The organism is Maribacter arenosus (assembly GCF_014610845.1).
GTDB lineage: Bacteria > Bacteroidota > Bacteroidia > Flavobacteriales > Flavobacteriaceae > Maribacter_A > Maribacter_A arenosus.
In genome coordinates this window covers 571873-589213 of the sequence record NZ_JABTCG010000004.1, presented here as the reverse complement: position 1 = coordinate 589213, position 17341 = coordinate 571873, and the positions used below count along the sequence as shown (strand labels likewise).

General features: G+C 38.9%; 15 protein-coding genes. 1 reads left to right on the top strand and 14 read right to left on the bottom strand.

Going from position 1 to position 17341, the window contains the following annotated elements; translation table 11 throughout:
- Window positions 1-178: 178 nt before the first annotated feature.
- From HPE63_RS13510 to HPE63_RS13450, 13 genes are all read right to left on the bottom strand, one after another.
- Window positions 179-1426, bottom strand: a complete 1248-nt coding sequence (locus HPE63_RS13510) for a TolB-like translocation protein (protein ID WP_188314795.1) — start codon at window positions 1424-1426, stop codon at window positions 179-181.
- A 292-nt stretch (window positions 1427-1718) separates the two neighbouring features.
- A complete protein-coding gene (locus HPE63_RS13505; RefSeq protein WP_188314794.1) occupies window positions 1719-2570 on the bottom strand; it encodes a fumarylacetoacetate hydrolase family protein in 852 nt (283 codons plus the stop codon).
- An 18-nt stretch (window positions 2571-2588) separates the two neighbouring features.
- Window positions 2589-3365 carry an SDR family NAD(P)-dependent oxidoreductase gene (locus tag HPE63_RS13500; RefSeq protein ID WP_188314793.1) on the bottom strand — a complete coding sequence of 259 codons (777 nt, stop codon included), beginning with the start codon at window positions 3363-3365 and terminating at the stop codon, window positions 2589-2591.
- A gap of 15 nt (window positions 3366-3380) precedes the next feature.
- Entirely contained in the window at window positions 3381-4286 is a 906-nt protein-coding gene (locus tag HPE63_RS13495; protein ID WP_188314792.1) for an FAD:protein FMN transferase, read from the bottom strand.
- Between the two features lie 130 nt (window positions 4287-4416).
- On the bottom strand, window positions 4417-4959 hold the full coding sequence (locus HPE63_RS13490; RefSeq protein WP_188314791.1) for a YceI family protein: 543 nt from the start codon (window positions 4957-4959) through the stop codon (window positions 4417-4419).
- A 17-nt stretch (window positions 4960-4976) separates the two neighbouring features.
- On the bottom strand, window positions 4977-6005 hold the full coding sequence (locus HPE63_RS13485; RefSeq protein WP_188314790.1) for a formylglycine-generating enzyme family protein: 1029 nt from the start codon (window positions 6003-6005) through the stop codon (window positions 4977-4979).
- A gap of 167 nt (window positions 6006-6172) precedes the next feature.
- Window positions 6173-6355: a CPXCG motif-containing cysteine-rich protein gene (locus tag HPE63_RS13480; protein WP_188314789.1), complete on the bottom strand. Its 183-nt coding sequence runs from the start codon at window positions 6353-6355 to the stop codon at window positions 6173-6175.
- Between the two features lie 3 nt (window positions 6356-6358).
- Window positions 6359-7762 carry a TolC family protein gene (locus HPE63_RS13475; RefSeq protein WP_188314859.1) on the bottom strand — a complete coding sequence of 468 codons (1404 nt, stop codon included), beginning with the start codon at window positions 7760-7762 and terminating at the stop codon, window positions 6359-6361.
- Between the two features lie 16 nt (window positions 7763-7778).
- On the bottom strand, window positions 7779-11027 hold the full coding sequence (locus tag HPE63_RS13470; protein WP_188314788.1) for an efflux RND transporter permease subunit: 3249 nt from the start codon (window positions 11025-11027) through the stop codon (window positions 7779-7781).
- On the bottom strand, window positions 11024-12169 hold the full coding sequence (locus HPE63_RS13465) for an efflux RND transporter periplasmic adaptor subunit (RefSeq protein WP_188314787.1): 1146 nt from the start codon (window positions 12167-12169) through the stop codon (window positions 11024-11026). Before HPE63_RS13465 ends, HPE63_RS13470 begins: the two co-directional genes overlap by 4 nt.
- Before the next feature lie 9 nt (window positions 12170-12178).
- Window positions 12179-12649, bottom strand: coding sequence for a MarR family winged helix-turn-helix transcriptional regulator (locus HPE63_RS13460; RefSeq protein WP_188314786.1), 471 nt, complete (start codon window positions 12647-12649; stop codon window positions 12179-12181).
- 161 nt (window positions 12650-12810) lie between these two features.
- The gene (locus HPE63_RS13455) at window positions 12811-13689 is read right to left on the bottom strand and encodes a leucine-rich repeat domain-containing protein (RefSeq protein ID WP_188314785.1); all 879 of its coding nucleotides are present in this window, start codon (window positions 13687-13689) and stop codon (window positions 12811-12813) included.
- A gap of 175 nt (window positions 13690-13864) precedes the next feature.
- Window positions 13865-15778, bottom strand: coding sequence for an ABC-F family ATP-binding cassette domain-containing protein (locus HPE63_RS13450; protein ID WP_188314784.1), 1914 nt, complete (start codon window positions 15776-15778; stop codon window positions 13865-13867).
- Window positions 15779-15842: 64 nt separating this feature from the next.
- Between HPE63_RS13450 and HPE63_RS13445 the strand changes: the two genes are divergently transcribed.
- Window positions 15843-16229 (top strand): DUF983 domain-containing protein, encoded by a 387-nt coding sequence (locus HPE63_RS13445; RefSeq protein WP_188314783.1) that lies wholly within the window; start codon window positions 15843-15845, stop codon window positions 16227-16229.
- Here HPE63_RS13445 and HPE63_RS13440 read toward each other — a convergent pair.
- Window positions 16216-17277 (bottom strand): NAD(P)/FAD-dependent oxidoreductase, encoded by a 1062-nt coding sequence (locus HPE63_RS13440; protein WP_188314782.1) that lies wholly within the window; start codon window positions 17275-17277, stop codon window positions 16216-16218. The two genes, HPE63_RS13445 and HPE63_RS13440, sit on opposite strands and share 14 nt — an antisense overlap.
- Between the last annotated feature and the right edge of the window lie 64 nt (window positions 17278-17341).

The following is a 17341-nucleotide window of genomic DNA, read 5'->3' as shown; positions in this document are numbered from 1 at the left end:
AGACTATCGTGCAATCCTTTGTAAGTGTTATTGCCATCTTTACATTCATAAAATCATTACGGCAGATTGCTAGATAAAAACTATGATACTGATCTATAACTATTTCAAGATCTTATGGGTTCACGCTCCTGTTCAAAATTAATAGCATGGTTTATTCCGGATAATCTTTACTGTAAGTTTATTCATCTTCAAAGGCTGATGAGGAATAATCAATTTTTGAATCCTTATTCAGCAACTCTAAAACGTTGTACGCCGTTTTTTCTTCTGAGATATCAGCTTTTAAGTGATTATATGAAAATGCCACTTGCTGTAGATCGGCAGGATCCTTTCCTCGATTCGAAATGACATAGGCCATTCCCATTTGGGGCATAAAACGAATTGAAAAATCATCTTCCTCGCTATTCAGGGTGTCCCCTAAATTAATTGCCAAGCCGACCCGCTTATCATTTACTTGCACCATATAAACGTCAAGACCACCTAAGCCCTTTCTTCCATCGGATGCAAAAAATAGGGTATTGGTTCCTACGATATTGGGATACAGATCGTTTTTCTTGGAATTTACCTTTTCACCTAGATTCTGGGCCCTACCAATAGTGCCATCGCTTTGAATATTGGAGACATAAATATCGTATTTGCCATAGGTGCCTGGCATGTCCGAGGCAAAAAATAAACGCTTGCCATCAAAGGATATCGCTGGATGACGTGCAGAGTAATATTTAGGGCACAAAGCCAACTCTTTAATGCTTTGCCATTTACCATCTTTTTTTTCTGCCCGGTAGATTTTATATACCAGCTCTTTTTTTGAGAATATCCCTATGGGGGGTTTTGCATAAAAAGGCTTACTAAAAAATGCTGTTTTTCCATCTGCAGTCACAGTGATTGGAACCTTATATGCCTTTTGATCATTTAATATTTCGGTATCCAAAATATTATGATTACCTGTAAGCAATTGTTGCTCTAAAATTGATTGGGGCTGCAAATGGGCGTCCAGTGGTCGGTATTTTACTGGTGAGGGACTTTTTCCTTGGGTAATTCCATAATCCGACTTAATAGTCTCGAGCCAATCTACCTCTTCCACTGAAGCCACAGTTCCATTTTCGGATATCATCAGCACAGCATATTCGTATCGCTTATTGAAACCTGGACTTAAGGCGTCACTTTCACTTACCTCCTTTAATTTATCATACCAGAATAGGGCAGTGTCATACTTCTTCTGTAGAAAATTCGCATTTCCTAAATCTTCGAAAATCTCCTTCTCCCCGTATCCTAATTTCTTAAGCTCCAGGTAATCCCCGACCCGATTATCTTTTTCGTGCGTATCGGTCGACTTGTAAAAAGATGTCTTATTCTGTTGTGCGGTTAAAGAATAACAAAAAAATGTAATAATTAGGCCAAAGGCCACGTTGTGGGGTATAGCATTTTTCATAAGTATAAGATATTGGGTTCTAATGGCATCAAAGTTCAATAATAGTTCTGAACTTTGTACTAGCAAAAATTCATAGGTTTTGAATTAATTTGCTCTAAAAGGCATCAGTTGACGTATTTTTTACCTGTTATAGCCATTATTTTTGGATATCACAAAAGTTCTTTTCCCTGATTCCCGCCTTGCCATAATCTACAATAACTTACTTTTCAACAATCATTTTAGGTTGACTTCACCTGCTAAATCACCTCAACCATCCTATTGAATCAGATAAGATCGACTTTTTATAACACCCTTAAAATTCCCTCGCCACTTGCCTCGATGTTCCCAAACCATCAATACCCAATTCTACCACATCTCCCGGTTTGAGATAGCGTGGGGGATTAAACCCCAACCCTACACCGAAAGGCGTGCCCGTTGAAATGATATCCCCGGGCAATAAAGTCATAAATTGACTTATATAACTTATAGATTCAGGAATATTGAAGACAAAATCAGAGGTATTACTATTCTGTAGCATTTTGTCATTGACCTTTAGCCAAAGATTCAGGTTATGAGGATTTTTTACCTCATCCTTTGTGGCAATAAATGGTCCCAAAGGGGCGAATGTATCGCAGCTTTTTCCCTTGACCCATTGGCCTTCCCGTTCCAGTTGGAATTCCCTTTCGCTATAATCGTTATGCAAGACATATCCAGCCACATGATCCATTGCTTCGTCCTTTGTCACATAAGCGGCTTTTTTGCCGATGACCACAGCCAATTCTACTTCCCAATCGGTTTTTGTACTGCCTTTAGGAATAATCAAATCGTCGTCCGGCCCTACAATTGCAGATGTAGCCTTAAAGAACAACACAGGTTCTTTTGGCAATTGCATACCACTTTCAGCGGCATGCTTGGCATAATTCAAGCCGATACAAATAATTTTGGAAGGTCTGCATAAGGGGGGTCCCAAACGGGTCGCATTGGGAACTATTGGACAGTCAGCTTCATTAGAAACCAACCATTTCCGTAAATCAGCAATACCCGCTCCTCCAAAAAAATGTTCATCATAGTCTTGTCCGAAAGCAGAGACGTCCAGCCTTGTACCATTATCCAGTTGTATCCCCGGTTTCTCTTTTCCTACCGCTCCAAATCGTATTAATTTCATACGTGTCTTCCCAATAATTTAATTACCATTCAATTTAACAAACCCACCATCAATGGGGAATTCTGTACCTGTAATGAAAGAAGCCTCATCGGAACATAAATATAGGGCCAAATTAGCCACCTCTTCGGGCTTGCCCATTCGCCCAATAGGTTGGGTCGCAGATAGTTTCCTATACATTTCATCCTCTCTCCCAGGATAGTTGGCTTTTAAATATCCAGCTACTAAAGGGGTATGTATCCTTGCTGGGGAGATGCTATTGCAGCGCACCCCATAGGTGATATAATCCTTGGCCACCGAATACATCATGGTGAGTGCGGCCCCTTTTGACATAGAATAGGCAAATCGATCATTAATTCCTACTGAGGAGGCTATGGATGTCATATTAAGAATAACCCCACCCTTTTTTTTCATGTGGGGAATTACCGCATAGATACAATTGTAAATGCCCTTTACATTTACTTCATAGACCTTGTCCAAATCCACTTCAGTAGTATTCTCCACATTCCCAATATGGGCAATCCCAGCATTATTCACAAGTATGTTTAACTCAAAATCCTTTGCAATGCCGTTCACCACATGAAGTACTTCTGAATGTTTGGCAACATTGCATTTATGGGCAAAAGCCTTTCCCCCGACTTCAATGATTTCATTTGAACATTCTTGAGCCGTATCGACATTCAGCTCTAAAATATGTACGGTTGCCCCCTGCGTTGCAAGAGTTTGTGAGATGGCTTTACCGATACCACTGCCCCCGCCTGTAATTATCGCCGTTTTTCCAGAAAGATCAAATTTCATTGTATTGATTCATTTTTATTGTTCAAGAAATTTTACAAAACCAGGGCTGCTCCATTGCTGATGGCCATCTTTCGAATACCCAACCATAAATAACTTGAAGTTAGTTAATTCTTGTGTAATCGCCTTAGCTCCTTCAAAACCCAAAACACTGAAGGCTGATGCATAGGCATCGGCCATGGCCCCATTCTCAGCAATTGTGGTTACTTGAATACTGTTGGTTAAAGCCATACCTGTCTTAGGGTTTATAATATGTGAATGTCTAATCCCATCAATTTCAATAGACTGGAATAAATCTCCCGAAGTGGCAACAGATTGATTCTTAAGTTTTATCTTTTGCCTAATTTCTTTTCCTTTTTTATTGTAATAGGAAAAAGCCAAAATCCAATATTCCCTATTCGGCGGGGGATTGCTAACGCTAATATCACCACCCATATCGACCAATGCTGAAAAGATTCCATTCTTTTCCATAACTTCCAAAACTTCATCTGCCGTATAACCTTTGCCAATGCCACCTAAATCCAATTGCATTCCATGTTTTGAAAGACGCACAGTGTTCTTTTTTGGGAATTTGATATACTGATAGCCTACACTTTGTTTTACACTATCCAATTCGGCCTTATCCGGGAGCTCATTTCTCTTTCTTGCTTCTCGCCAAAGTCGGATCAAAGGACCCACAGTAACATCAAAAGCACCTTTGGTTTTTTTTGATATCCTATTGGCTTCCATCAGGATACTGTAGAGATCCTCGCTAACTACCACGTCCTGTCCGACTTGTTTACACAAATTATTAAGCTCGCTATTCTCAAGGTAATCGCTGAGTTTAGAATTTAAAACATCGATTCTTTTAAAAGCCAAATGTGCAACAGAATCTGCCTTTTGTTTATCCGAAGCATAGAAAACCAATCGAATTTGAGTTCCCATTTGCTGGTAGTCATACTCAAATCTTGTTTGCGAATACGTAGTTAAAAAAGAGAATAAAAAAATGAGGGGGAGAGTGATTTTTCCCAATCCATACGTATAACAAAAGATATGATGACCACGGGCTATCACTTTATTTCGTAAAAATCAAATCGAAATTAACAACAACATCGTCACCTACCACAATAGAACCGAACATAGCCGTCGGAGGTTCCATGTTATAATCTTGTAACGTGATTTTATGATCGCCTGCTATTTGGATCTTACCTTCGAATATCTTTATGGTTGCATCAATAACAACATCTTTCCCTACACCAGCGATAGTCAATTTTCCTTGAATACTTTGATTGTCACCTTCTGAAAAAGCAACATCCTTGGCTATGAAAATGATTTTGGGGTGTTCATCCTTTTTTAAGGCATTGTGGGTTTTCTTATCCATGGTCGCTCCCCTAGTACTGACAATACTAGCTACATCAACCTCAAATGAAATCGTTGTAAAAACATGATCATCCAAAATCAATGAACCTTGATAGGTATTGGCGGTAACCGTCCAATCGTGCAAAGTGGAAGTACCATCGACCGATAATGTACTTTCATTGGTTAACGTGAAGTTTTCTTGGGCAACTACCGAGATGGAAGCAAACATTGCCAACAGTAAAAACATTGTATCTTTCATGCTATTGAATTTTTTGATTATCCTTCATCAAGGACCATTTGCCAGAATTTTTTCTGATCCTCCGGGTTTGGTTGCTCCTTGGGACTCACTAATCGCATACCCACAAAATTAGAATCGGTAAACCACCAAAAACTTTTCGGTATCTGTGGGTCTCGTTTTTGTAAATTACTACTAGATGCCCTTCGGGCGGCAGACCTCAAATCCTTTGCATTATCATCCCAGGAACCTCCCCGGATAACCCGCGGGTGGATTACTCGAGGCACAACCCATGGATTGTCTTCTTCCATGGTAACATAGGCATCAGGTTTATATTGATCCAAGGTCCATTCGGCAACATTACCATGCATATCATACAATCCCCATTTATTTGGGGATTTTGTCCCAACTTTAGCATACTTGCCATTCGAATTTTTGTAAAAAACGGCATATTGCTCCAATTGTTCAATTGAATCACCGAACTCGTATGAAGTCTTGGATCCTGCCCTGGCCGCATATTCCCATTCGGCCTCTGTGGGCAATCTGTAGAAACGTCCGGTTATTTCGCTAAGCCATTTACAAAAAACCAAAGCCGAGTAGGTCGACATACTCACCGCGGGAAAATCTTCCTTACCCATACCATAGGAAGGATCTTCATAAGGTGGACTAGGCCTTGTTATGGCATCTATGGCATTGCGTTTATCCATTTCCAAATCTTCGAAAAGTTCTTGGTTCTGCTTAAAGAAAAGTTCAAAAGTGTTCCAAGTTACTTCATATTTGCCCATCCAAAAGGCATCAATGGCAACCTTCTTTTGAGGCCCCTCATTATCTTTTCTGTTCGTCTCATTTGCCGGACTTCCCATAATGAATTCACCTTCAGGAACTAAAACCATTTCAAATGATTCATCCGTCATCGGTATGGTTTCGGTATATACCTCGCTTATTTTTTTGGTAACGGGCACTTCTGTGGTAGCGACCGAGGATTTACAAGAGATAATAAAAAAGGGAATACTTAAAATTGCAAAGGGTAAGTAACGATATTTGGGAAGTTTGCTGTGTTCGAAGGTCATTGATTAAATTTTAATAAAATTATTAAAATTTAATTTCTAAACGTAATAAACACGGTATCAATTTCTAATCATTTTGTTGAAAATGCCCAATGGTACAATCGACTTGATCATTATTAAAATAAATGCAACTAATTGAGAAAATTAGTGCATTTCTAGGACTTCCTTATTTACTGTTCCAAGCCGTTTGCTTCAAATGCCATGAGTACATTCTTCTCGAATGTGGGGGTGATTTCTATAGGGTTGCAACAAACCTCACAATCCTCGACATAGGTTTGTACTGGTATGGAAGTGTCCAGTAACATGGATATTTCTTCCCAGCAGTATGGACATTGGAAAAAATGTTCGTACATGGTTTAAAGTTCCACATTCAATAACTGACCTGTAAGTTGCAACAATTGCAGTTCTGCCAATTTGGCCTCATATTTGGCCAAATTCTTATTGGTCTGGGCATTCAATAAATTTATCTGGGCCTGTCTAAACTCTATAGATGTTATTCTACCCAATTGAAACTGCTCCTTTGAGCGTTCAAAATTGTTTTGGTTGGTGATAACGTTTTGTTCTTGAATGGTATAAATGACCAGTTTATTTTCATAGATGGCCATAGCATTCTGAATATCGCGATCAACTTCAAGTTCTATTTGTTTTTTTAACAACTCTTGATTCTCAAAGGCTATTTTAGCGTTCTTTACCCTAACCGTGGTTCCTCCTCCATCAAATAAATTCCAGGTAAGGCTGGCTCCTAAACCTAAATTATAGTTATTGTTGTTGGTTCCCGGGAAAAACGCCGAAGCGGCGCTTTGGTTCAAATTCCAACCATAAGATCCATTTAAACCGACTTTGGGCAAATAACCTGACTTCTGTACCTTGATATCATAGGCATTTATTGCAAGACCTTTTTCGGTTTGCAATAGGGCGACGTTATTTAGTTTTGCTTGTTCAACAAATTCCTCCAATTTAATTTTTGGAATAAAGCTAACCAAGGTATCAACGGTGTATAAGGCATCTAAACTCTGGTTCAACAATACATTAAGATCGCGCTTTGTATTCGAGAGTTGTTGTCTGGCATTCAAAGTACTGATACTGTCATTAGTAATGTCTACTTGGGCATTTAATATATCGAGTTTGGTGCTTTGCCCGTATTCAAAGGCGTATTGTGCACGTCGATACCGATCTCTTGAAATGTCAAGGGCTTGTTTAAGTACATTTTCATTTTCAGTAAGTCTGGCTATTTCATAGTAAACACTGAATAATTGCAATAAGGTGTTTTCTATGGTTTCCCTTGCCTGTAATTCAGACAACTGATATTGCTCTTTTAACCTTTTATAGTTGTACAAGCGACCTAAACCATCAAATAAGGTATAATTCGCGCTTAGTACCGAGGAATACCGTTGTGCCTCTGCCTGATTAATTTCCAAATCCCCTCTTGGGCTACCGTCTTCGTTGAACTGTCCAGGAAATTCAATAACGGAATCGTCCCTACTGTAATTGGCGTTCGCACTACCTGTGAGAGTGGGCAAATAACCCGAATTCAATACATTTTTATTGTTTTTGGCAACCTCAACATCATTTTTAGCCACATTTATGCCATAATTATGTTCCAAGGCAAGTGCAATTGCATCCTCTTTGGTCAACACCTTATCTTGGGCCCGCACACCTATTCCGAACAGCCCAATTACACCTATTATAACAACTAACTTAGCCCTTATAATGGACCATTGTTCTTCTCGAGGGTTCCTGTTAATGTGTTCTAATTCCATACACCTCATAAAACACTTATTGATTATCAGTATTTAATATTTCGTGACCTTGCGAAAGATCTCCGCTTAAATAGGCTTCTTCCTTCTGTTCTTTAATGGCCCTCTCAACCTCTTCCTTGGTTACTTTATGACCAGTCTTAAGCCATTTTGTACGCACTTTGATCTTGTTGCTAAATGAGAGGAACAAAGGCAGCATCAATAAGGTCAGTATTGTCGCAAAAGCAATCCCATACGCAATGGAAATCGCCATAGGTTTCAAAAATTGGGCTTGTCTACTCTTTTCCAATAGCAAAGGTGCAAGACCAGCAATGGTTGTAATAGACGTTAAGAAAATAGCTCTAAATCTTGATTTTCCCGCTTCAATGAGGGCATCATCGAACTTCATGCCCTGTCTCAGATTACCGTTGAATTTACCTATGAGCACCAAACCATCATTGACCATGATCCCTATCAAAGCAATCACTCCCAACATCGATAGAATATTGATGGGGAAACCGTGGATATAATGCCCCCAACCCACTGCTGTAATGCTGAAAGGAACCAGCAGAATCAACATTAAAGGTTGACTGAAACTACGAAAGGTAAATGCAATGGTTATATAAATTAAGAGTAAAACAGTGATGCCTACACTTTTCAATGACTTCAACATTTTGCCTGCTTCCCTATTCTGACCCTCATAAGACGGGGTTACAGACGGATATTTGGATTGTATTTCTGGCATTATATCATTTTGTATTTCGGCCATGATATCCGTTGCACTTGTGGTATTCTCATCTTTGAGGTCTGCTGAAATCTGGATTTCACGCCTACCCTCTAACCTATTTATGGCCACATCGCCCCTCTCTATCGTATAATTGGCGATTTCCTTTAACGGAACCCGATTACCCGATGGGGTCTGGATCCGCATTTCATCCAAATCGGAAATTGAGGATCGGTTTTCACGGTCATAACGTACCCAAACCCGAATTTCATCCTGACCGCGTTGAAAACGCTGCGCTTGGGTACCAAAGAAACCAGCCCTAACCTGATTCATAACTGCACTAAGATCCAATCCCAATAAATAAGCATTATCCTTAAGTTCCAGACGTATTTCCTTGATCCCGGCCGGATCATTGTCCGCCACATCCTTTAAGGCTGAATTTTCAACCATAGCGGCCTTTAGTTCATCTTTGGCGGCCTTCAAATCCTCAATATTATTTCCCAAAAGCGATACTGATACCGGACTACCCCCGAAATTACCGCCTGAACCATAAATTAAACTTTCAACACCTATCACTGGTCCTACCAATTCCCTAAGACGACTGGTTACCATATCCGATCTAATCGCATCAGGACGTTCTTCACCTGGCAATAAGTTTAAAGTTAATGTGGCCGCGGATGAACCTGGACCTAAATTTCTAATAACATTCTCAAAAAGTTCTTTATCGGTACCTTTCAAATATTTTTCGGTTAATTCTTTATTTACAATTTCCGCCTTTTCCTCAATTAATGATATTATGGAATCTGTTACTTTCTCATTGGTGCCGTTGGGCATCAATAATTCAACCTGTACCCTATCACTTGCAATTCTAGGAAAGAAGGTGGTTTGAATAATTCCACCGCCTATTGACCCTAAAGTCAAAATCAAAAGCATCGCGAATATTCCAAACGAAAGCATCTTATATTGCATGGCAAACTTGAGGGTAGGGCTATACATTTTATCCCTCATCCATTTCATAAATCGATCTCCCGATTGGTTGATTATGCGCAGTTTTGCAAAGGCTTTTGCAATTCCGGTTTTTTCCTTTTTATCTATGGGCTGAAGGGCTTTTGAATGTGCCAAATGAGCAGGCAGTATAATCAGCGCTTCTATTAAAGAAACCGCAAGGGTCAATATTACGATAACAGAAACCTCCCCAAAAAACTCCCCTATTCTACCGTCTAAAAACAGGAATATAGAGAATGCCAAAATCGTGGTAATAATTGCTGAAACAATAGGCGGAATCACTTCCATAGTACCATCTATTGCCGCTTGTATAGGTGACTTTCCTTTTTCGTAGTGCTGGTATATATTCTCGGCTATCACGATACCGTCATCGACCAGAATACCTATAACAATGATCATTCCGAACAGGGACAGTACATTTATAGTTACATTAAAAAAGCCGGCAAAGACGAACATTCCCAAAAAGGAAATCGGTAATCCAAAAGCCACCCAAAACGCTAATCTTGTGTTCAAAAAGAGGGAAAGGAAAAGTAAAACCAAAATCATACCCAAAATGGCATTCTCAGTCAATAGTTCTGTTCTTTGGGTCAAGGTTTTGGATTGGTCACTAACCACATTTAATTGAACATTATTGTATTTTTGATTAAAATCCGCTACATAATCCTTAACCTTTTGGGCAGAGTCAATCAAATCCTCTGTATTGGTACTGGTAATCGTGGTACTGACCGACATGTTCCCATTAAAGTAGGAAGCATTTGGTGTTTCGGAAAACCGGTCACGTATTATGGCCACATCCTTAAGACGTACCGTTTGCCCATTTGGGTCTGCTTTTACAATAATATTTGAGAGTTCTTTTCCATAATATGATCTATTATTGGCCCTAATCAAATATTCCTCCGCATCCGTTTTAATATTGCCACCGGTCACGAGTATATTGGCATTACCTACAGCTTGGGAAACCTCATTGAAGGTTAAATCGTATGCCAAAAGGCTGTTTTCGTTTACCGCGATTTCTATTTCTTCCTGGGGGTATCCCGACATCGTAATCTGCGAAATTCCATCTATCGCCCTAATATCATTCTCTATTTGTCTACCTATCTGCTTCAAAGTGGCCAGCGGTATTTGCTCACCGCTGATGGCGAAGCTAATGGTTTGCCGTATCGCTTCTAACTTTGATACAATCAACGGTTCCATCCCAGTTGGGAACGTGGGTACCCTGTCAACGGCATTTTTTACCTGTAACAGCATAAAATCGATATCGCGGCCTTTTTCGATTTCTACATTGATATTACCACTGTTTTCCCTTGAGGTTGAAGTAACCCTATCAACGCCTTCCAATCCTTTAAGATTATCCTCGATTTTTAACACAATACCTTCTTCGACCTCTTGTGGTGAGGCGCCAGGATAAGTAATGCTAATAAAAATATTCTTGGAATCGGTAAGTGGAAAAAATGAAGACTTTAATGAAAGTGCTCCTAAAATACCAAAAATAAAAAATGCGAAAATGAATACATTTACTGCAACATGATACTTTATGAAATATGAGATAACATTCCTCATTCGTTGGTTGATTTAAGTGAATCATCCATCCCATCCCCTTTATATTGCTTAATAAGCATCCCCGCATAAGCTCCCATTACAGGTTTACTTAAGATCGTTACCCCATTGGGAACTTCTTTTAATACCACTGTTTTATTAGAAAAATAAACCGGATCAACATCGATTAAATCTAAAAGAGAGTCGCGAACAACAAATATTTGATTATTTTCCATCAGTAAATTTCTATCAATTTCAATGGCATTGGTTTCTTCCTTGGCATTGAGATTGGCTTCCAAATACATTCCCTCCCTTAGGGCACTGTCCTTTACCTCTATATAGGCTTTTATGGTTTGGGTAGCCTGATCCACACTCCCATTGATCCGTATGACTTTACCCATATAATTCTTGGTTTTATCTAGATTGGAAAGTGCAACCTGCTCCCCTACTACCAGCAAATCGCTGAATTCTTTACTAATTGAGACTTCCAATTCGTAGCTATCGGTATTGATGAATTCCCCTAATTTTTGACCTGATCGGATCAACGTGCCCTCGGTGACCAAAGCCTCGGTCAGTACCCCGTTGAATGGGGCTGAAATTCTATATTTCGAAAGTCGCTGCTCCATATTCTTTACATTGTAATAGGTAGTCAGGATTCCCCTCCCAGTGATAAAGAATTTTTCTTGTTCAGAGGTCATTTCCGGGAATTCCGGGGTGGTTTCACCCATATCAAAACCGTTAAGATAGGTTTGCCATTTCGGGAATATATCAGGATAATCCAATCGCAGATCTGGCATTATCGAAGTAAGTTGATTGTAAAGATTACTTTTTGCCGATTGCACATTTGCGGCATATTCCGAGGCATCAATGCGTATGATAGTCTCACCCTTTCCATACTTTTGCCCTGGTCGAAAAAGTTTGGTGCCGCTACGAAAAACCCCTTGTACTTCGGCATAAAGCTCTAGGCGGTTTTTTGCCTTTAAATTACCATTTGCCGGAACCACAATGGAAACATTGCCATTTTGTGCTTTTTGCGTAAATACGGTCTTAACCACTTTTTCGGCCTTGGGTCGTGCATTGTTCTTACTATTAATAATCATTCTTGCAACAAAAACAGATGCCACAATAATCAGAACACCCAAAATACTTAATATTGTTTTTCTCATGCGGTTTGGCTATAGTCCTACTTTTTCCTGTTGTAAATTAAATTGTACTTTTTTCAATATTCCGATCAATTGTTTTTTTTCTGCTTCGCTGATATTTTTTTCCATCGTACACATAAGCTTTTTCAAAACAATTTTTGATTGTTTGAAAACCGCCCTACCCTCATCGGTCAAAAAAACTTGATTGATCCGTTTGTCTACTTTATCCTGTTTTCTAAGGATATATTTCTTTTTTTCCATTTTTGAAAGTAATCGTGCCAAAGATGATTTATCCCTAGAAGTTAAAAAGGCCAGGTCATTTTGATTAAGGCCATCACCTTCATTCTCATGCAACATTTTAAGGGTAATCACTTGTTCTTTGGACATGTCCAAACCAAATTGGTTTAGTAGGTCATGCAAATAATAATCAACAATTTTTGAAGTCTTACCCACCCATGGGGCTATAGAGTTCTCAAAATCAATATGAACCTCCTCTGATTTCATTCGGCGAATCTAGCGAAATCCACATTAGTTGCATATGCAACTAATGTTAAAATTATCACAATATTAACTATTGAAAACTAGTGCTGTGACCTATTTGTTAAATAAAAAGGGATGCTTTTGCATCCCTTTTAACCAAACTAACTAAAACTATGAATCACTAACTAATCCTCAACATCTTCGAACTTTGTGTCTGCCATCCTAGTTTTGCTAAAGTTAATATCTTTGAATTCCATTTGGGTATCATCCTTATCATAATCAAATACCAACATACCTTTTGTTTCCATCATCCCTAAATTCTCAAAGGAATTGAAGTTGTTATTCTGTATTTGGAATATTTCTAAGCTGGCCAACTGTGAAAATTCCTTAGGGATTTCACCTCTTAATTGATTATTGGCCAAGACCAGTTCCTTCAATTCTGTTAAGTTGCCCATTTCATTTGGTATTCTACCATCCAATCCGTTCTCGAAAAGCCCAAGACTTTCCAATTTAGTCAAATCGCCCAATGATTTGGGAATGGTCCCTTTTAAATTATTGCTCGAGAGGTTCAGGATCTTCAGATTTTTAAGCCCGCCCAATGCTTCAGGAATACTTCCTGATATGAAATTATTGAAAATGGATAGTTCTTCCAGTTTGGCCATCATGCCAATGGTATTGGGCAAAGGACCTTTAAATCGGTTCATTTCAAGTTTTAAAACCTTGAGTTCCTTCAATAGACCCAAACCCGTAGGCAGCTTTCCAGAAATTGCATTAAATGCCAAATTCAATTTTCGAAGGTGTACAAGTTTACCGATACTCATGGGCAATGTCCCGGTCAAATTGTTATGGAATAAATTAATCTCCACAACCTGATTATTGACTACCTTGACCCCATGCCAGGTATCAGAAGGAGCATTCATATCCCAAGTGACTTTCCAAGCTGCTCCGTTCGTACTATAATAGAAGTCTAGCAAGGCTTGCTTTTCATCCTTGGAGACTTCTGCAGTGACCGCATTACTACTAAACAAAACACTTATTATAACCAAACAAAGAATCCTTTTCATAATGCAAATAATTAGGGGTTAACAAAATTCACTTCTTTTAACCTAAGAATTACCCTACAAAAATAAGACAAGCAAAGGTCTAAAAGCAATTTTTATCGTTAAACGACTGCATTATGTTGTGAAGGTTCATTTATTTGTGGTGTAGGAAATATCTGTAGACGAATTTTAACGGTTTTTAGGCATGTTTTTCGAGATCGATCGTAATTTGAGTCCATTTTTCCATTAAATCTTCCAGGTTCTTTTTCTTCCTTTGGTAGGAATCGAAAAAATTGGGTTTCGCTATGGTGGCATCATAGTTCATCAATAAATCATGGTCTATTTCCTTTATTTCCTTTTCCAGAGAGGAAATCTTACTTTCCAGAGCACTTAATCTATTCTTCATCGATTTTAGTTTCTTTTGATCTTGAAATGAATTCGATGCCTTTTCGGTCTTGCTTTTCTTGGTAGTACTGTTTTTACTTTTTTCTATGGCCCTAAAATCGTCCACTTTTCGTTGATCCAGATAAAAGTCTATATCGCCCAAATACTCTTTGATCTTTCGGTCTCTAAAATCATAGACCTTATTGGTTAATCCCTGTAGGAAATCCCTATCGTGTGAAACAAGTATCAAAGTACCCTCGAAACTCTGTAAAGCCTTTTTCAATACGTTCTTTGATTGAATATCAAGGTGATTGGTAGGCTCGTCCATAACCAATACATTAAAGGGCTGTAAAAGCATTTTTGCCAATGCAAGCCTATTGCGTTCGCCTCCGGAAAGTACTTTTACGTACTTGTCTACCTCTTCACCCCGAAATAGAAAAGAACCAAGAATATCGCGTACCTTACTTCTATTGGTCTCATTGGCAGCATCGATCATGGTATCCAAAACTGTTTTTCTACCGTCGAGATATTCTGCCTGATTTTGTGCAAAGTAGCCTATCTGTACATTATGGCCCAACTTACACTGACCGTCATATTCCAACTCCCCAACAATTATCTTGGCCAAGGTAGACTTGCCCTGTCCATTTTGACCTACAAATGCAGTCTTACTATCCCTTTCGATGAGTAAATCAATATTCTGAAGTACGAGATTATCACCATACTTTTTGGATACGTTATCTATCTCAGCGACCACTTTACCCGGGGTGATTGAAATAGGAAATCGTAAATTCATTACGGTGTTATCATCTTGATCGACCTCGATCCTTTCCATCTTGTCCAACTTCTTGATAAGGGATTGTGCCATAGACGCCTTGGTCGACTTTGCTCGGAATTTCTCGATTAAGCGTTCCGCCTGTTGTATTTCCTTATCTTGGTTTTTCTGGGCATTGAGCTGTTGTTCCTTTATCTCTTCCCTTAGTTTCAGAAATTCGGAATAGGGTTTGTTGTAATCGTATATCCTTCCTAGGGATATCTCAATAGTCCTGTTGGTTACATTGTCTAAAAACATCTTATCATGGGATACGATTACCACGGCTCCGGCGTAGTTGGTCAAAAACTGTTCTAACCATATGATCGATTCGATGTCCAAGTGATTCGTAGGTTCATCGAGCAATAAGACATCATTGTTTTGAAGTAATAATTTTGCCAATTCGATTCGCATGCGCCACCCTCCGGAAAAGGTCTCGGTTTTCATATCAAAATCATCTCGCTTAAAACCAAGTCCCTGTAATATTTTTTCTGTCTCCCCTTGGTAGTTATACCCGCCAATAATCTCGTAATGATGGGTAAAATCATTAAGGTCAACCATTAATTGATGATATGTGTCACTCTCATAATCCGTACGTTCGGCGAGCTGCTGGTTGACATCATCGAGTTTTAGCTCCAAAGCCTTTATCTCCTCAAAAGCATGGTAGGCTTCCTCCAAAACCGTTCTCCCTTGTTTAAAATCTATATCCTGCCTTAGAAAGCCAATGTTCAAGTTTTTTTCGGTTGCAATGGTTCCCGAATCTACGGGCATGTCTCTCGACAATAGTTTTAAAAGTGTGGACTTGCCTGCACCATTTTTACCAATAAGGCCAACCCGGTCACCTGCATTTAGTCTAAATGAGATTTCCTCGAACAAATATTCGCCCCCAAATGAGACTGAAAGATTATGGATGTTTAGCATAAATTGTGACCTAGGTTACTTTGGAAAATCGCGTAAAACCGTATTTTCGCGAAAACTTTTGCAAATGTTAAAAAAAGGAAACAAACTCTACAGCATTTTAACAGGAACTTGCCCTAAATGCCATAGTGAAAGTATGTATTTGGATAAAAACCCGTATAAATTGGGGAAATTGTTCAAAATGCATGATCGTTGTACCACTTGCAATACAAAATACAAGATCGAACCTTCTTTTTTTTATGGTGCCATGTACGTCAGTTATGGCGTGGGTATAGCTTTTGCCGTTGCTGCTTTTGTAATCTCTTATTTGTTCGTAGGAACTTCCTTGGTCAACACTTTTGTTTCCATTGTAACAACCTTAATCGTTTTTTTGCCCGTAATCATACGATTATCCAGAAATATTTGGATCAACTTTTTCATTCATTACGATCCCAATGTGGTCAAGATAAACTAGCAATGTATCTTTTTAAAAACCTGTTGACATGTGTTTCCTGTGGAATTGGCTCTCCATGTTCAATAAAATTGTAGAGTTGTCTTGATACAGTTGGCGCTATCAAAACCCCTCGCGATCCAAAACCGTTTAGCACATACATATGTCCGTATTTTGGATGGGGTCCGACCAATGGCCTCCTATCGGCCACTGTAGGCCGAATTCCCGCTACATGATCCACGATTTCATAATCACATTTTAAAAACGTCCGCAACTTTTTCAATAAATCCTTTTTGGCCTTTTCTGTGGGACTATTGGACTTATCTGTTCTTTCATAAGTAGCCCCGACCCGATAAAGGTCATCTCCCATAGGAATTATGAACACCGATGATTTTATGACCATATCGGCTTTTATATCAGGGGCTTTTATCGTTAAGAGTTCACCCTTGGTGCCGTTTAAAGGAAGATAGTTGAAGTACGGATTCGATTTTAACCCATAACCCGTGGCAAAAACAATTCTCCTAGCTTTTATGGATTTATATTCAATATGTTCTTTATGGACATCCAATAGGTTAAAATCAAAAGTTTCCTTCAATAGAATTCCTTTTTCCAATAGGGTCGATTGGTATACCCCAATCATAGCATTTACATCTATTCTTCCCGCATGCAATACTTGTCCAAAACCAAAAGGTGCATCAATGGCGTTATTTTTATTTTCAATAATAGTGGTGTCTATAAATTGATCGAGTCTCTTATTGTCCGCAGCTTCAAACCAGAGATTTTGCTCTTCTATAGAGGCAAATCTTCTTAAGATCGGAATCTTATAATGCAACTGCATTCCCAATTTTGTTTCTAGATTCGTATAAAAGGGAATCGCAGTTTCAAGTTGAACATCGGCATTCCAAGCTAAGGTAAAACGTTTGAGTACAACGGGATTATATAAGCCTCCTGCGACCAATGACGAAGTTTGGGATTCATCCGAAATAACCTTGAAATCCTTCTTATGAACCTGTAACTGTTCGGAAAATGAAATACCTGCCAATCCTAGGCCAACTACAATATAATCTATCATTTCGTAAAATTATGCAATCTATTAAGGTTCGCAATCTTAATACAAACAAAAAACCCTGACGAAA

Bases quoted from the DNA above. Each gene is read 5' to 3' on its own strand.
- HPE63_RS13510 (WP_188314795.1), bottom strand. From the start codon at position 1,426: ATGAAAAATGCTATACCCCACAACGTGGCCTTTGGCCTAATTATTACA.
- HPE63_RS13505 (WP_188314794.1), bottom strand. From the start codon at position 2,570: ATGAAATTAATACGATTTGGAGCGGTAGGAAAAGAGAAACCGGGGATA.
- HPE63_RS13500 (WP_188314793.1), bottom strand. From the start codon at position 3,365: ATGAAATTTGATCTTTCTGGAAAAACGGCGATAATTACAGGCGGGGGC.
- HPE63_RS13495 (WP_188314792.1), bottom strand. From the start codon at position 4,286: ATGGGAACTCAAATTCGATTGGTTTTCTATGCTTCGGATAAACAAAAG.
- HPE63_RS13490 (WP_188314791.1), bottom strand. From the start codon at position 4,959: ATGAAAGATACAATGTTTTTACTGTTGGCAATGTTTGCTTCCATCTCG.
- HPE63_RS13485 (WP_188314790.1), bottom strand. From the start codon at position 6,005: ATGACCTTCGAACACAGCAAACTTCCCAAATATCGTTACTTACCCTTT.
- HPE63_RS13480 (WP_188314789.1), bottom strand. From the start codon at position 6,355: ATGTACGAACATTTTTTCCAATGTCCATACTGCTGGGAAGAAATATCC.
- HPE63_RS13475 (WP_188314859.1), bottom strand. From the start codon at position 7,762: ATGGAATTAGAACACATTAACAGGAACCCTCGAGAAGAACAATGGTCC.
- HPE63_RS13470 (WP_188314788.1), bottom strand. From the start codon at position 11,027: ATGAGGAATGTTATCTCATATTTCATAAAGTATCATGTTGCAGTAAAT.
- HPE63_RS13465 (WP_188314787.1), bottom strand. From the start codon at position 12,169: ATGAGAAAAACAATATTAAGTATTTTGGGTGTTCTGATTATTGTGGCA.
- HPE63_RS13460 (WP_188314786.1), bottom strand. From the start codon at position 12,649: ATGAAATCAGAGGAGGTTCATATTGATTTTGAGAACTCTATAGCCCCA.
- HPE63_RS13455 (WP_188314785.1), bottom strand. From the start codon at position 13,689: ATGAAAAGGATTCTTTGTTTGGTTATAATAAGTGTTTTGTTTAGTAGT.
- HPE63_RS13450 (WP_188314784.1), bottom strand. From the start codon at position 15,778: ATGCTAAACATCCATAATCTTTCAGTCTCATTTGGGGGCGAATATTTG.
- HPE63_RS13445 (WP_188314783.1), top strand. From the start codon at position 15,843: ATGTTAAAAAAAGGAAACAAACTCTACAGCATTTTAACAGGAACTTGC.
- HPE63_RS13440 (WP_188314782.1), bottom strand. From the start codon at position 17,277: ATGATAGATTATATTGTAGTTGGCCTAGGATTGGCAGGTATTTCATTT.